Source organism: Pseudomonas sp. SW-3 (assembly GCF_016615645.1).
Taxonomy (GTDB): Bacteria; Pseudomonadota; Gammaproteobacteria; order Pseudomonadales; family Pseudomonadaceae; genus Aquipseudomonas; species Aquipseudomonas mandelii.
This window is the reverse complement of the sequence record NZ_CP067098.1, coordinates 360,256-374,449: the sequence shown is the minus strand read 5'-3', so window position 1 is coordinate 374,449 and position 14,194 is coordinate 360,256. Positions and strand designations below refer to the sequence as shown.

Here is a 14,194-nt window from a genome sequence, read left to right as displayed (position 1 = left end):
TATCGCGAGCAGGCTCACTCCCACAGGGTTTTGTTGCGTTTGGGAGATCCCTGTAAATCATGCCCGGATGTTTTTGAATTGGGTCAACCGCCACCCCTGACCTATGCTGCACCCCAACGCTTTTGTTTCTGGTCGATTTTATGGGTCGTGGTTTTCTTCTGATGTGGCTGCTGATCGCCCTGCCCGCCGCAGCGCAGATCTATAAGTACACTGACGCCTCCGGCAACACCGCCTACAGCAATCAGCCACCCGATGGCGTCAAGGCGCAGCCGGTCGAGTTGCCACCGCTCAACAGCGTTGCGCCTCAGGCACCTCCCGCGCCCGCTGCCGAAGCCAGCAACCGCGAGCCGCCGCGCAGCGCCTATGAGGTGCTGGAGTTGACCGGTTTGCCCACCGACGAAGCCCTGCGCGCCAACAACGGCACGTTCACAGTCAGCGTCCTGATCAAACCGCGCCTGCAAGCGCCGCATCTGTTCAGGTTGTTGCTTGATGGCCAACCCTATGGGCAATCGAGCAACGTGCCGATCCTGCAACTGGTGAACATCGATCGTGGCGAACACAGCCTGGCGGTGCAGGTGATCGATGGCGAGAACATCATCCAGCAGAGCCCGACGCAGACATTTACCGTGCAACGGGTGCACAAGCGATGAGGATGTGGCTGCTGATCGCCTGCCTGATCGCGCTGCCGGTCACGGCCGAGGTGTTCACCTACGTCGACGCCCAGGGCAACCGGGTCTACACCGACCAGCCAGGCTCAGGCAACGCCAAGCGTGTGCCGCTGGCGACGAGCAATCGCATGTCTGCCAACCCCAGCGGGGCCGCGCCGGTGACCGCTACGCAAAAAACCGAAGACAAACCCTTGTTCCACTACGACATGCTCCGCGTGCTTGTCCCGGAACCGGACGCTACGGTCCGTAGCAATGCCGGTGAGCTGATCGTCAGTGTCACCAATGAACCAGGCCTGCAACGAGGGCACCGCTACCGATTGCTGCTCGACGGCCAACCCACCGCCGAGCCCGGCGTCAGTCCGGTGTTTGCCCTGAGCAACATCGACCGCGGCCGCCACAACCTGTCCGTGGAAATCCTCGATGAACTGGGTCGCACCGTCGAACGCACGGCCAATCAACCCTTCCAGATGCTGCGCATCTCCCTCGCACAGAAGCGCAAAGTCAAACCTTGCGCTCTCACCGACTATGGCCAACGGCCGGAATGTCCGCTCAAAGACAAACCCGTAGAAGAAAAAAATCCCTTCCTGCGTTTCTTCTAACGCCGTTCAGCTTTGCGCACTATATTGGTGCAATAGGGTGCACCGTACCCACATCTCAACCCATTTTGGTTCGAAAGTACCCGCAAAAGCTGGCAGAACGCCACGCAAACGAGCGTCAAACGCCCGTTTCAGGCTTTAAACGCTTCTTTTCGGAGCCTTGGTTTGGTTTTTGCATTTTCCTCATATCGGCGCGTTATTCGCGCGCATGCCCTGCTCCAAAAGAGGTCCTAAATGACCATCAGTGACGCACTCCATCGTCTGCTTCTCGACAATCTGACCACCGCTACCATTTTGCTCGATGCCGAATTGCGCCTCGAGTACATGAACCCGGCGGCGGAGATGCTCCTGGCCATCAGCGGTCAGCGTAGCCATGGGCAGTTCATCAGCGAGTTGTTCACCGAATCCACTGAAGCGCTGAATTCCTTGCGCCAGGCGGTCGAGCAGGCGCACCCGTTTACCAAGCGCGAAGCGATGCTCACCGCCCTCACCGGCCAGACGCTGACCGTCGACTACGCGGTGACGCCGATCCTGGCCAACGGCGCCACGATGCTGCTGCTGGAAGTCCACCCCCGTGACCGTTTGTTGCGGATCACCAAGGAAGAGGCGCAACTGTCGAAACAGGAAACCAGCAAAATGCTGGTGCGCGGCCTCGCTCACGAAATAAAGAACCCGCTGGGCGGGATTCGCGGCGCGGCGCAATTGCTCGCCCGTGAACTGCCGGAAGAGAGCCTGCGCGACTACACCAACGTGATCATTGAAGAAGCCGACCGCCTGCGCAATCTGGTCGATCGCATGCTCGGCTCCAATAAGCTGCCGTCATTGGCCATGTGCAACGTCCACGAAGTTCTGGAACGCGTTTGTCATCTGGTCGAGGCCGAAAGTCAGGGCTGCATCACTTTGGTGCGCGACTACGACCCAAGCATTCCCGACGTCTTGATCGACCGAGAACAAATGATCCAGGCCGTGTTGAACATCGTGCGCAACGCAATGCAGGCCATCAGCAGCCAGAACGAGCTGCGCCTGGGCCGAATCAGCCTGCGCACCCGCGCCATGCGCCAGTTCACCATTGGCCACGTGCGCCATCGCCTGGTGACCAAGATCGAAATCATCGACAACGGTCCTGGCATTCCCGCGGACCTGCAAGAAACCATCTTCTTTCCCATGGTCAGCGGCCGCCCGGACGGTACCGGGCTGGGCCTGGCCATTACCCAGAACATCATCAGCCAGCACCAGGGCCTGATCGAATGTGACAGCCACCCAGGCCACACCACTTTCTCGATCTTTCTGCCCCTGGAACAAGGAGCCACATCGACATGAGCCGTAGTGAAACCGTGTGGATCGTCGATGACGACCGTTCTATCCGTTGGGTCCTGGAAAAAGCCTTGCAGCAGGAAGGCATGACCACGCAAAGCTTCGACAGCGCCGATGGCGTGATGAGCCGCCTGGCGCGCCAGCAGCCGGACGTGATCATCTCCGACATCCGCATGCCGGGTGCCAGTGGCCTGGACCTGCTGGCGCGGATTCGCGAGCAACACCCACGGTTGCCAGTGATCATCATGACTGCGCACTCCGATCTGGACAGCGCTGTCGCGTCCTATCAGGGCGGCGCGTTTGAGTACCTGCCAAAACCGTTCGACGTCGACGAAGCGGTGTCGTTGGTCAAACGCGCCAACCAGCACGCCCAGGAACAGCAAGGCCTAGAAGTCCCGGTCGCCTTGACCCGCACCCCGGAAATCATCGGCGAAGCGCCGGCGATGCAGGAAGTGTTTCGCGCCATCGGGCGCTTGAGCCACTCCAACATCACCGTGCTGATCAACGGTGAATCCGGTACCGGTAAAGAATTGGTAGCCCACGCCCTGCACCGCCATAGTCCACGGGCTGCGTCGCCGTTCATCGCGTTGAACATGGCGGCAATCCCGAAAGACCTGATGGAATCCGAGTTGTTCGGCCATGAGAAAGGCGCGTTCACCGGCGCAGCCAACCTGCGTCGCGGGCGCTTTGAGCAGGCGGACGGCGGCACGCTGTTCCTCGATGAAATCGGCGACATGCCGGCCGACACCCAGACCCGCTTGCTGCGCGTACTGGCCGACGGCGAGTTCTATCGCGTCGGCGGTCATACGCCGGTAAAGGTCGATGTGCGCATCATCGCTGCGACGCACCAGAACCTGGAAACCCTGGTGCACGCCGGGAAATTTCGTGAGGACTTGTTTCACCGCCTCAACGTGATCCGCATCCACATTCCACGGCTGTCGGACCGTCGCGAAGACATCCCGACCCTGGCCAAGCACTTCCTCAGCCGCGCTGCGCAAGAACTGGCGGTAGAACCGAAGCTGCTGAAAAGCGAAACCGAGGAATACCTGAAGAACCTGCCGTGGGGCGGCAACGTGCGTCAGCTGGAGAATACCTGCCGCTGGATCACGGTGATGGCTTCGGGTCGCGAAGTGCACATCAGCGACCTGCCGCCGGAACTGCTGAGCCTGCCGCAGGATTCGGCGCCTGTGACCAATTGGGAGCAAGCGCTGCGTCAATGGGCTGATCAGGCGTTGGCTCGCGGTCAATCGAGTTTGCTCGACAGCGCGGTACCGGCGTTCGAGCGGATCATGATCGAGACCGCCCTGAAACACACCGCCGGGCGACGTCGCGATGCGGCGGTCTTGCTGGGTTGGGGACGTAATACCCTGACGCGCAAGATCAAGGAATTGGGGATGAAGGTTGATGGCGGGGATGATGATGAGGGGGAAGAAGGCTAAGCAGCCTTTGGATCTTCGCTGACAGTTACATCCATTCGCGGGCAAGCCTCGCTCCTACAGGTCACGCGCTAATCTTGAAATGGCGCAAACCCTGTAGGAGCGAGGCTTGCCCGCGAAGCTTTTGGGGCCAACGTGCACCGACTGAATGCACCGTGAACCGCAATCGCGCACAAAAACAAATCCAGAACCCCGCCGGTTTTCGCAATTGAACCCCTATCGAAAAAACACGAAAGCCCCGCAATACGGGGCTTTCGGCATTCCAGCGCAGCTTTCTGTTTCAACTTGTTAAAACCTGGCACGCCCCCTGCAATAGTCCATTCAGTGATTCAGTTCACTACCCGGTTTCGGGGACCTTGGTACAGGCAGGCCGGGGATTCCCCTCTTTACATCGGGCTCATACCGCACTCGCGACGAGCCCCCCAGTTTTGGGGCCCTTGATACAGGCAGGTCAGGGGTTCCTTCTTTACACCGGGCTCGACGCCATGCGCGAGCCCTGCCGTTTTGGGAACCTTGGTACAGGCAGGCCGGGGATTCCCTCTTTTATTGCTCCCGGAGATGGATCTCCAGCCGCCAGCGGTCATCGACCTCGCTACCGGTCCACTCGCCCAGCAGAGGCCGGGCCGCCACTACCGTCAGCAACAACCCCCCATCACTCAAGCGCGTGCGCCAGTTCACGACCTTATCGTTGAGCTTGAGCTGACCTTTCTGCGCCTTGCCTTGCGCCTCGAACAGCAGCGCGAGGCTGCCGTCCACGAATTCGCCATGGGATTTGGGTTCGTTGTTGAACCACACCACCAGCCCATCGTCCGTCACCTCGATCTGTTGCAATTCGCTGGGGTCAGGCGTGGTCAGGCGACCGATCATCAGCCCCACCATCAGTCCGACAATCGCCAGCGAACCCATCACCCGCGGTAATAGTTTCGAACGTGGATCGATGGGCGGCGTAGAATGCCGCTCATCTTTACCTTCGGAGCCGTGCATGTTTCACGTCATCCTCTTTCAACCAGAAATTCCGCCGAATACCGGCAACGTTATCAGGCTGTGCGCCAACAGTGGCTGCCACCTGCATTTGATCGAACCGCTGGGCTTCGAGATGGACGACAAACGCCTGCGCCGGGCCGGCCTCGACTACCACGAGTATGCCACCCTGCAACGCCACGCGGACCTCGCCAGTTGCCTGGAAAGTCTTGGTCATCCACGGCTGTTCGCGTTCACCACCAAGGGCTCGCGCCCGTTCCACGATGCCAGCTTCGCCGAGGGCGACGCGTTCCTGTTCGGCCCTGAAAGCCGTGGCTTGCCGGCGGAAGTGCTCGATGCCCTGCCCGGCGAACAACGCCTGCGCTTGCCGATGCGCGAAGGCTGCCGCAGCCTGAACCTGTCGAACACCGTGGCGGTCGCCGTCTACGAAGGCTGGCGTCAGCTCGGTTTCAAGTAACACCCATAACAAATGTGGGAGCGAGCCTGCTCGCGAAGAGGGCGTGTCAGTCGACATCAATACCGACTGAAACACCGCTTTCGCGAGCAGGCTCGCTCCCACATGGGTGTTGCTGAACCGCTTACTGAACGGTCGGAGTCTCGCCAGCCGCCTGCATGCGTTGCAGTTCTTGTGCGTACAGCGCGTCGAAGTTCACCGGCGCCAGCATCAGGGCCGGGAACGAACCGCGGGTCACCAGGCTGTCCAGGGTCTCGCGAGCATACGGGAACAGGATGTTCGGGCAGAACGCGCCGAGGGTGTGGCTCATCGAAGCGTCGTCCAGGTTCTTGATCAGGAAGATCCCGGCCTGTTGCACTTCAGCGATGAACGCCACTTCGTCACCGTTTTTCACGGTCACGGACAAGGTCAGCACGACTTCGTGGAAGTCGCCTTCCAGGGCCTTTTGACGAGTGTTCAGATCCAGACCGACGCTTGGCTCCCACTGCTGGCGGAAGATCGCCGGGCTTTTCGGGGCTTCGAACGACAAGTCACGTACGTAGATGCGCTGCAAGGAGAATTGCGGTGCGGTTTCTTCTTCGCTAGCTGCAGTGTTCTGTTGGTCAGTCATCTCAGATCCTTTCTGATCTTGGGGTCTTATAGGGAAGGCGTTCAGGCCTTGAGCATGGCGTCGAGCTTGCCGGCGCGCTCAAGGGCAAACAAATCATCACAGCCACCAATGTGGCGCTCGCCGATCCAGATCTGCGGCACGGACGTACGTCCGGCCTTCTGGGCCATGGCGGCTCGCACCTGCGGCTTGCCATCGACCTTGATCTCTTCGAAGGCCACGCCTTTGTTCTCGAGCAGGTATTTGGCTCGCGAACAGTAAGGGCAGTAATCGCTGGAATAGACGACGACGTTGCTCATATCACTTCACCAGCGGCAGGTTATCGCCTTTCCAGCTGGAAATACCGCCGGACAGCTTGGCGGCGGTGTAGCCGGATTTCATCAGTTCGCGGGCGTGAGTGCCGGCGGTCTGGCCCATGGCATCGACCAGGATGATGGTCTTGGCCTTGTGTTTTTCCAGTTCGGCAATGCGAGCGGTCAGCTTGTCGTGAGGAATATTCAACGCGCCAACAATGTGACCGGCGGCGAAATCCTTGACCGGACGGATGTCGATTACAACGCCTGCGTCCTTGTTGACCAGCCCGGTCAGTTCACCGGTGCTCAGGCTGCGGCCGCCGCCTTGCATCTGATAAGCGATCAGCAACGCCAGCAGTACGACGAAGATACCGACGAGCAGATAGTGGTTAGTGGCGAATTGAATCAGGTTAGCAACCATCGAAGGAGGTTCCAGGGCGTTAAAATGTCGGCCAGTATACACAGCCACTATGGTGGGCCAAACCCCGTCCGGCGGTGACGGCGCAGGAACTTCGCTTTAAACTGCCACTCCCTTTTCCATCGCCCTCTTTTAATTCAGCCACGAGTGGAATCCATGACTACCACGCCTAAACCTTTGGTCCTGATTATTCTCGATGGCTTCGGTCACAGTGAGAGCCCTGAATCCAACGCCGTGTTTGCGGCGAAGAAGCCCGTACTGGACCGCTTGTGGGCCACTGTGCCGAACGGCCTGATCTCCGGCAGCGGCATGGACGTCGGCCTGCCGGACGGCCAGATGGGCAACTCCGAAGTCGGCCACATGAACCTGGGTGCCGGTCGCGTGGTGTATCAAGACTTTACTCGCGTGACCAAATCGATCCGCGACGGCGAGTTTTTCGAAAACCCGACCATCTGCGCCGCTGTGGATAAAGCCGTTGCTGCCGGCAAAGCCGTGCACTTCATGGGCCTGCTGTCCGATGGCGGCGTTCACAGCCACCAGGATCACCTGGTCGCCATGGCCGAACTGGCTTACAAGCGCGGCGCCGAAAAAATCTACCTGCACGCCTTCCTCGATGGCCGCGACACCCCGCCGAAAAGCGCCCAATCGTCCATCGAACTGCTCGACGCGACTTTCCAGGCGTTGGGCAAAGGCCGGATCGCCAGCATCATCGGCCGTTATTTCGCCATGGACCGTGACAACCGTTGGGACCGCGTATCCCAGGCCTACAACCTGATTGTCGACGGCAACGGCGAATTCAACGCCGCCACCGCACAGGAAGGGCTGCAAGCTGCCTATGAGCGTGGCGAGAGCGACGAATTCGTCAAAGCCACCTCCATCGGCGAGCCGGTGAAAGTCGAAGACGGCGACGCCGTGGTCTTCATGAACTTCCGCGCCGACCGCGCCCGTGAGCTGACCCGCGTGTTCGTCGAAGACGATTTCAAGGAATTCGAACGTGCGCGCCAGCCGAAACTGGCCGGTTTCGTGATGCTGACCCAATACGCCGCCAGCATCCCTGCGCCATCGGCCTTTGCCGCCGGCAGCCTGGACAACGTGCTGGGCGATTACCTGGCGAAAAACGGCAAAACCCAGCTGCGCATCGCCGAAACCGAGAAATACGCCCACGTGACCTTCTTCTTCTCCGGCGGTCGCGAAGAACCGTTCCCGGGCGAAGAACGCATCCTGATTCCGTCGCCAAAAGTCGCCACCTACGACTTGCAGCCCGAGATGAGTGCCCCGGAAGTCACCGACCGCATCGTCGAGGCCATCGAAAACCAGCGTTACGACGTGATCGTGGTCAACTACGCCAACGGCGACATGGTTGGCCACAGCGGCGTGTTTGATGCGGCGGTGAAAGCCGTTGAATGCCTGGACCTGTGCGTCGGCCGTATCGTCGAAGCGCTGGACAAGGTTGGCGGTGAAGCGCTGATTACGGCCGACCACGGCAACGTCGAGCAAATGTCCGATGCCTCCACCGGCCAGGCACACACAGCTCACACCACTGAGCCAGTGCCGTTCATCTATGTCGGCAAGCGGAACTTCAAGGTGCGTGATGGCGGCGTGCTTGCGGATGTCGCGCCGACGATGCTGATGCTGCTGGGGATGGAAAAACCATCTGAAATGACCGGCACGTCGATTCTGGTGTAACCAGATCCATCTGACGACGCCAAACCCTGTGGGAGCGAGCCTGCTCGCGATAGCAATCTGACAGCCAACATCATTGTTGAATGTCAGGGCGCCATCGCGAGCAGGCTCGCTCCCACAGTGGTTTTGGAGTGTTTTCAGAGGCAACGCTGCTCCGGTTATCACACAACCCCAATTGGGCGTTTTTTTTGCGGCGCTTGGCGGGCATACTAGGCCGTCCCTTTCCCTGGTGTCGCCCGCCTCTATGCTTCGCGTCCTGATAGCCCTTGCCCTGACTTGCCTGCTCCAACCGGCCTTCGCTGATGAGCGCGCGCAAACCCAACAACAGTTGGACGCCACGCGTCAGGATATTGCCGAGCTGAAAAAACTGCTGGGCAAGCTGCAGGAAGAAAAATCCGGTGTGCAGAAAGACCTCAAAGGCACCGAGACCGAGATGGGCAAGCTCGAGAAGCAGGTCGAAGCCCTGCAAAAAGAGCTGAAGAAAAGCGAATCCGAGCTGCAGCGACTCGATGCTGAGAAAAAAAAACTCCAGAGCGCGCGCACTGAACAGCAACGACTGATCGCCATTCAGGCCCGTGCGGCCTATCAGAACGGCCGTCAGGAGTACTTGAAACTCCTGCTGAACCAGCAGAATCCGGAAAAATTCGCCCGAACCCTCACCTATTACGACTACCTGAGCCAGGCCCGCCTGGAGCAGCTGAAGAATTTCAACGAAACCTTGCGCCAACTGGCCAACGTCGAAAAAGACATCGCCCTGCAACAGGCACAATTGCTGGTGCAGAAGAGCAGCCTCGACAGCCAGCGCGACGAACTCGACAAGGTTCGCAAGGAGCGCCAGCAAGTCCTGGCCAAGTTGAGCGACGACGTGAAGGCGCGCGACCAGAAGCTGGCCGCCCGCGAGCAGGATCAGGCAGACCTGTCTAAAGTCCTTAAAACCATCGAGGAAACCCTGGCCCGCCAGGCACGAGAGGCTGAAGAGGCGCGACAAAAAGCGCTCATCGCCCAGCAGGAAGCCGAAAAAAAGCGTTTACGTGAGGCTCAGGAGCAGGCGAATGCCACTGACGCCCCACGCAAACCGGTCAAGTCGAACCCTGGCGCATTGGTTTCCAGTTCAGGCGAGACCTTTGGCGGCCCTTTTGCTTCAAGCCGGGGAAGACTTCCGTGGCCGGTTGATGGTCGACTGCTGGCACGCTTCGGTGAATCCCGTGGCGACGACGCCCGAACCAAGTGGGACGGCGTGATGATCAGCGCCTCCGCCGGCAGCCAGGTGCACGCCGTGCATGGCGGTCGCGTGGTATTCGCCGACTGGTTGCGTGGCGCCGGGCTGCTGGTGATTCTCGACCATGGCAACGGTTTTTTGAGTCTTTATGGTCACAACCAGACGCTGCTCAAGTCTGCGGGTGACGTAGTAAAAGCCGGTGAGTCCATCTCCACTGTCGGTAACAGTGGCGGGCAGGACACACCAGCGCTGTATTTCGCTATTCGTCAGCAGGGTCACCCGAGTGATCCGGCGCAATGGTGTCGTGCGCAAGGATAAGTACGCCATCTACTTCAGGAGTTCGTTAGACATGCTGCATTTGTCCCGCCTTACCTCGCTGGCCCTGACGATCGCCCTGGTGATCGGCGCGCCTCTGGCGTTTGCCGCTCAACCGGCCCCGGCGGTCGCGCCTGCGGGCACTGCTGCGACCACCAAGGCGCCGTTGCCTCTGGAAGAGTTGCGCACCTTTGCCGAGGTCATGGATCGGATCAAGGCCGCCTATGTCGAACCGGTGGACGACAAGACCCTGCTGGAAAACGCCATCAAAGGCATGCTCAGCAACCTCGATCCGCACTCCGCCTATCTGGGCCCGGAAGACTTCGCTGAATTGCAGGAAAGCACCAGCGGCGAATTCGGCGGCCTGGGCATCGAAGTCGGCGCTGAAGACGGTTTCATCAAAGTGGTTTCGCCCATCGATGACACCCCGGCGTCCAAGGCTGGCATTCAGGCTGGCGACTTCATCGTGAAGATCAACGGCCAGCCGACTCGCGGCCAGAGCATGACCGAAGCCGTGGACAAGATGCGCGGCAAGATCGGCCAGAAAATCACCCTGACCCTGGTGCGCGACGGCGGTACGCCGTTCGACGTGACCCTGACCCGCGCCATCATTCAGGTGAAGAGCGTCAAGGCGCAGCTGCTGGAGTCGGGCTACGGCTACATCCGCATCACTCAGTTCCAGGTCAAGACCGGTGAAGAAGTGTCCAAAGCCCTGGCCAAATTGCGCAAGGACAACGGCAAGAAGCTCAACGGCATCATTCTCGACCTGCGCAACAACCCGGGCGGCGTGCTGCAATCGGCAGTGGAAGTGGTCGACCACTTCATCACCAAGGGCCTGATCGTTTACACCAAGGGCCGCATCGCCAACTCTGAACTGCGCTTCTCGGCCACCGGCAAAGACGAAAGCGAAGCCGTGCCAATGGTTACGCTGATCAACGGCGGCAGCGCCTCGGCCTCGGAAATTGTCGCCGGCGCCTTGCAGGATCAGAAACGCGCGGTGGTCATGGGCACCACCAGTTTCGGCAAAGGCTCGGTACAAACCGTGCTGCCACTGAACAACGACCGTGCGTTGAAGATCACCACGGCGCTGTACTACACGCCGAACGGCCGCTCAATCCAGGCCCAGGGCATCGTCCCGGACATCGAAGTGCGCAGGGCCAAGATCACCAACGAGCAGGACAGCGAATACTTCAAGGAAGCCGATCTGCAGGGTCACTTGGGCAATGGCAACGGCGGCGCCGACAAACCGAGCGGTTCCAGCAGCAAGGCCAAGGCAATGCCGCAGGATGACGATTACCAGCTGGCCCAGGCGCTGAGCCTGCTCAAAGGGCTGAGCATCACCTCCGGTCGCTGAGGTGCGCCTGCGGCTGCTGATCGGTCTGCTGTGCTGTCTGGCGGGCGTTGCCCACGCAACGCCCGCTACCGCTGCGCCGCAGAAAGCCTATCTCACGTTGATCATCGATGACCTGGGGCAGAACCTGCCCCGGGATCGTCGCGTGCTGGCCCTGCCCGGCCCGGTGACAGCGGCGATCATGCCCGACACGCCCCACGCCACCGAATTCGCCCGCGAGGCCCATCGCGCCGGCAAGATCGTCATCCTGCACATGCCCATGGACCCGGCCACCGGCCCGTTTGCCTGGCATCCCGATTTGCCCATCGACGAACTTGAGAAACGCCTGAGCGCGGCGTTCAAGGTCGTGCCTTACACCGCCGGCATCAACAACCATATGGGCAGTCGCATGACCGCTCAGCAACCGGCCATGGCCTGGTTGATGGCGGACTTGCAGCGCCGGCACAAGCTCTTCGTCGACAGCCGCACCAGCGCACAGACCGTCGCGGCAGCCGAGGCACAGAAGATTGGGTTGGCAAGCGTTTCGCGGGATGTGTTTCTGGATGACGAGCGCACCGAAGCGGCGATTTTCACGCAGTTGCAGACGGCGATTAATTTGGCACACAAGCAAGGCTCGGCGGTGATGATCGGGCATCCGTATCCGCAAACGCTGGCGGTGCTGGAGAGGGAACTGCCCAAGCTCAAGGCTCAGGGCATTGAGTGGATCGACATCAAGCAGATGATCAGCGTGCGCAGCAATCGCGCGACGGCTGCGCATGGAAAGGATGGCGTGTACCGCTAATCCGCAACGACACAAAACCACTGTGGGAGATTCTATGTTTGGGGGGAACACCCAAACATAGAATTTGGCTTGTATTCGGTTTGGTTTTTCATCAGGGCAAACATCACTCTGGCCAGCTTGCGTGCCAGGATAACCAAGGCCTGAGTGCCTTTTAGACCTCTGGCCAGATAGCGTTCGTAGTACGGCTTCCAGGTCGGCGAACGGCTGGCAGCCATAGCGCTATTGTGAAACAAGCGCCGGAACTCCGAGTCCCCTCGTTTAGAGAGTCGGCGCTTTTGATCCTTTTGTCCTGACTGCCTCACACGCGGATCCATGCCGAGGAAGGCGACGTACTCGTCGCTGTTGGCAAATTCCCCACGCATAAAAGCAGTGGCCGCTGCGGTGGCCGTCAGGAGCCCTACGCCCTCGATGGCCTGGCAACGCTTCACCTGATCATCAATCCCACCTTCCTCAGCAATTTCCTTGAGCGTTTTCTGAATCATCTTTTCGAACTGGGCAATGGCGGCCAGAAGCTGGTTGAAGTGCTCTTTCAGCAAGGATTCGTTTTTCCAGCTCTGCTTGAGTGCAACACAGGCCCGGACCAACTGAGCCCGACGGCGAAGCAGGCTTTTCATTTGTGTGTAAGCCTTCGGTGGCGGATTCCAGATCCTCAATCTGTCGGATTCGCGGCTCAAGTAACGGGCCAGCAGTTCGGCATCCAACGTATCTGTTTTCGCCCTCATGCCTATTCCATCGCGGTATTTGTTGAGGCGACTGCCATCGATGACGTAAACGTCATGGCCCATTTCATGGGCCATTTCCGTTGTATCAAGGTGATAGATATTGGTCGCTTCTAGCGCGATAGCGCTGTGCGCTGGCAGCGTCTTGAGCCATTGCTTCAAGGTTGATCGCTTGTTCGCGATATTTAGGGTCTTTTCCAGGTCGGATCGATAGATAACGATCTCGTCCTTCGCCACATCCACACCGACGACCACCTGCGAATCCAGGATTGTCATGGCACACCCTCCGAGCTAGGGTTTAGATACTTGACGGGGTTCACCGTTGCGCTGGCTTGTTTCTATCGTCGGTCCGAGCCGATGCATTCCTTATCGGCGCATTAGGTGAAGGGGTGGGACGAAGTCTCCCACGGTCTGTACTGGTCAGAGTCAGATGACGAGCTTTAGTCCCACCCACCCCTTCAAGTCTAAACATACAAGCGAGCCTGCTCGCGATGGCGGTGAATCAGCCAACAGTGATGTTGACTGACACTGCCTCATCGCGAGCAGGCTCGCCCCCACACTTGAACACGGTGGTATCAGAGATACCGCGCCATGATGTCGTCCACCACGCCTTCTTTGCGCAGCTGATCCAGCGCGGCTTGCAGCTTGGCCACCACGTCATCTGGAACGTCTTTGTTCAACGCCAGATAGAGTTCGGCGCTATTGAACCGCAACACCGTCTTGAGACCGTTAACGCCCTCCTGACGCGCCAGATAGCGCCCGGCCGGATCGCCCGTGGCCCACAAATCTATCTGACCACTCACCAGCTTCTTTGCGTTGTCCTGATCGCGCAGCACGACAATGGGCTTCAACCCTTGTTTGGCCAGCGTCTCGGCAATCGCATCGCCCTTGTATGCGCCGATCTTGTATTTGCGCGCCTGATCCAGCGTCTCCAGGCTGATCTTGCTGTCAGCCTTGGCCAGCATGATCCAGTCGTCCGGGCCAATCGGGCCGACCCATTTGAAGAGCTTTTCGCGGTCCGGCAAGCGCGCCATCACGAACACGCCGTAACCGGGTTTTTCGAGGGCGAGCTTGTAGATTCGCTCCCAAGGGAAGCGCAGTGTCAGGCTGTAGGTGACGTCGGCACGTTTGAACATCTCGCGGACGATGTCCACGGCAATGCCATTGATGTTCTCGTCCTGAGCGAAGTTCTTGCCGTTCTTCGCCATGTTGTATGGCGGGAAATTTTCCGTCAGTAACACCAGGTCGGTGTCGGGACTTTCTTCAGCGTGGGCTCCATTGATGAGCAACAGAGAAGCGCTGGCGAGGACAAGAAGCAGGCGTTTGATCATGTTGGGCTACCGAAATCCATGGCGTGCC

Annotated in this window: 15 protein-coding genes; 9 read left to right on the top strand and 6 right to left on the bottom strand. The window is 59.5% G+C overall.

What is annotated here, in order from left to right; all coding sequences use genetic code 11:
• Positions 1-140 precede the first annotated feature (140 nt).
• From JIO00_RS01710 to ntrC, 4 genes are all read left to right on the top strand, one after another.
• Positions 141-650: a DUF4124 domain-containing protein gene (locus JIO00_RS01710; RefSeq protein WP_154502675.1), complete on the top strand. Its 510-nt coding sequence runs from the start codon at positions 141-143 to the stop codon at positions 648-650.
• Entirely contained in the window at positions 647-1,267 is a 621-nt protein-coding gene (locus JIO00_RS01705) for a DUF4124 domain-containing protein (RefSeq protein ID WP_200667484.1), read from the top strand. Before JIO00_RS01710 ends, JIO00_RS01705 begins: the two co-directional genes overlap by 4 nt.
• A 231-nt stretch (positions 1,268-1,498) precedes the next feature.
• The gene (glnL, locus tag JIO00_RS01700) at positions 1,499-2,584 is read left to right on the top strand and encodes a nitrogen regulation protein NR(II) (RefSeq protein ID WP_010464561.1); all 1,086 of its coding nucleotides are present in this window, start codon (positions 1,499-1,501) and stop codon (positions 2,582-2,584) included.
• A complete protein-coding gene (gene ntrC, locus JIO00_RS01695; protein WP_010464563.1) occupies positions 2,581-4,017 on the top strand; it encodes a nitrogen regulation protein NR(I) in 1,437 nt (478 codons plus the stop codon). Before glnL ends, ntrC begins: the two co-directional genes overlap by 4 nt.
• 540 nt (positions 4,018-4,557) lie before the next feature.
• On the opposite strand, the gene JIO00_RS01690 is transcribed toward ntrC, so the two are convergent.
• Positions 4,558-4,998: a hypothetical protein gene (locus tag JIO00_RS01690; protein ID WP_010464565.1), complete on the bottom strand. Its 441-nt coding sequence runs from the start codon at positions 4,996-4,998 to the stop codon at positions 4,558-4,560.
• On the opposite strand from JIO00_RS01690, the gene JIO00_RS01685 reads away from it, so the two are divergent.
• A complete protein-coding gene (locus JIO00_RS01685; RefSeq protein WP_007949025.1) occupies positions 4,997-5,452 on the top strand; it encodes a tRNA (cytidine(34)-2'-O)-methyltransferase in 456 nt (151 codons plus the stop codon). The two genes, JIO00_RS01690 and JIO00_RS01685, sit on opposite strands and share 2 nt — an antisense overlap.
• 121 nt (positions 5,453-5,573) lie before the next feature.
• On the opposite strand, the gene secB is transcribed toward JIO00_RS01685, so the two are convergent.
• From secB to JIO00_RS01670, 3 genes are read right to left on the bottom strand one after another with little or no spacing between them, the layout of a single operon-like run.
• The gene (secB, locus tag JIO00_RS01680; protein WP_007949026.1) at positions 5,574-6,059 is read right to left on the bottom strand and encodes a protein-export chaperone SecB; all 486 of its coding nucleotides are present in this window, start codon (positions 6,057-6,059) and stop codon (positions 5,574-5,576) included.
• A gap of 41 nt (positions 6,060-6,100) precedes the next feature.
• Complete coding sequence (grxC, locus tag JIO00_RS01675) at positions 6,101-6,355, bottom strand: glutaredoxin 3 (protein WP_010464569.1); 255 nt, start codon at positions 6,353-6,355, stop codon at positions 6,101-6,103.
• 1 nt (position 6,356) lies between these two features.
• Positions 6,357-6,770: a rhodanese-like domain-containing protein gene (locus JIO00_RS01670; protein ID WP_010464571.1), complete on the bottom strand. Its 414-nt coding sequence runs from the start codon at positions 6,768-6,770 to the stop codon at positions 6,357-6,359.
• A 153-nt stretch (positions 6,771-6,923) separates the two neighbouring features.
• Here JIO00_RS01670 and gpmI point away from each other — a divergent pair, with 153 nt between their 5' ends.
• From gpmI to JIO00_RS01650, 4 genes are all read left to right on the top strand, one after another.
• Entirely contained in the window at positions 6,924-8,453 is a 1,530-nt protein-coding gene (gpmI, locus tag JIO00_RS01665) for a 2,3-bisphosphoglycerate-independent phosphoglycerate mutase (protein ID WP_010464572.1), read from the top strand.
• A gap of 241 nt (positions 8,454-8,694) precedes the next feature.
• Positions 8,695-9,987: a murein hydrolase activator EnvC family protein gene (locus JIO00_RS01660; protein WP_010464574.1), complete on the top strand. Its 1,293-nt coding sequence runs from the start codon at positions 8,695-8,697 to the stop codon at positions 9,985-9,987.
• 31 nt (positions 9,988-10,018) lie between these two features.
• On the top strand, positions 10,019-11,338 hold the full coding sequence (locus JIO00_RS01655) for a S41 family peptidase (RefSeq protein WP_010464576.1): 1,320 nt from the start codon (positions 10,019-10,021) through the stop codon (positions 11,336-11,338).
• 1 nt (position 11,339) lies between these two features.
• Positions 11,340-12,116, top strand: a complete 777-nt coding sequence (locus tag JIO00_RS01650) for a divergent polysaccharide deacetylase family protein (protein WP_077747589.1) — start codon at positions 11,340-11,342, stop codon at positions 12,114-12,116.
• Between the two features lie 32 nt (positions 12,117-12,148).
• On the opposite strand, the gene JIO00_RS01645 is transcribed toward JIO00_RS01650, so the two are convergent.
• Together JIO00_RS01645 and JIO00_RS01640 are read right to left on the bottom strand one after the other, a co-directional pair.
• The gene (locus JIO00_RS01645; protein WP_017341458.1) at positions 12,149-13,111 is read right to left on the bottom strand and encodes an IS110 family transposase; all 963 of its coding nucleotides are present in this window, start codon (positions 13,109-13,111) and stop codon (positions 12,149-12,151) included.
• Between the two features lie 299 nt (positions 13,112-13,410).
• Positions 13,411-14,166 (bottom strand): substrate-binding periplasmic protein, encoded by a 756-nt coding sequence (locus JIO00_RS01640; RefSeq protein WP_010464581.1) that lies wholly within the window; start codon positions 14,164-14,166, stop codon positions 13,411-13,413.
• Positions 14,167-14,194: the final 28 nt, after the last annotated feature.

Bases quoted from the DNA above. Each gene is read 5' to 3' on its own strand.
- JIO00_RS01710 (WP_154502675.1), top strand. From the start codon at position 141: ATGGGTCGTGGTTTTCTTCTGATGTGGCTGCTGATCGCCCTGCCCGCC.
- JIO00_RS01705 (WP_200667484.1), top strand. From the start codon at position 647: ATGAGGATGTGGCTGCTGATCGCCTGCCTGATCGCGCTGCCGGTCACG.
- glnL (WP_010464561.1), top strand. From the start codon at position 1,499: ATGACCATCAGTGACGCACTCCATCGTCTGCTTCTCGACAATCTGACC.
- ntrC (WP_010464563.1), top strand. From the start codon at position 2,581: ATGAGCCGTAGTGAAACCGTGTGGATCGTCGATGACGACCGTTCTATC.
- JIO00_RS01685 (WP_007949025.1), top strand. From the start codon at position 4,997: ATGTTTCACGTCATCCTCTTTCAACCAGAAATTCCGCCGAATACCGGC.
- JIO00_RS01690 (WP_010464565.1), bottom strand. From the start codon at position 4,998: ATGCACGGCTCCGAAGGTAAAGATGAGCGGCATTCTACGCCGCCCATC.
- secB (WP_007949026.1), bottom strand. From the start codon at position 6,059: ATGACTGACCAACAGAACACTGCAGCTAGCGAAGAAGAAACCGCACCG.
- grxC (WP_010464569.1), bottom strand. From the start codon at position 6,355: ATGAGCAACGTCGTCGTCTATTCCAGCGATTACTGCCCTTACTGTTCG.
- JIO00_RS01670 (WP_010464571.1), bottom strand. From the start codon at position 6,770: ATGGTTGCTAACCTGATTCAATTCGCCACTAACCACTATCTGCTCGTC.
- gpmI (WP_010464572.1), top strand. From the start codon at position 6,924: ATGACTACCACGCCTAAACCTTTGGTCCTGATTATTCTCGATGGCTTC.
- JIO00_RS01660 (WP_010464574.1), top strand. From the start codon at position 8,695: ATGCTTCGCGTCCTGATAGCCCTTGCCCTGACTTGCCTGCTCCAACCG.
- JIO00_RS01655 (WP_010464576.1), top strand. From the start codon at position 10,019: ATGCTGCATTTGTCCCGCCTTACCTCGCTGGCCCTGACGATCGCCCTG.
- JIO00_RS01645 (WP_017341458.1), bottom strand. From the start codon at position 13,111: ATGACAATCCTGGATTCGCAGGTGGTCGTCGGTGTGGATGTGGCGAAG.
- JIO00_RS01640 (WP_010464581.1), bottom strand. From the start codon at position 14,166: ATGATCAAACGCCTGCTTCTTGTCCTCGCCAGCGCTTCTCTGTTGCTC.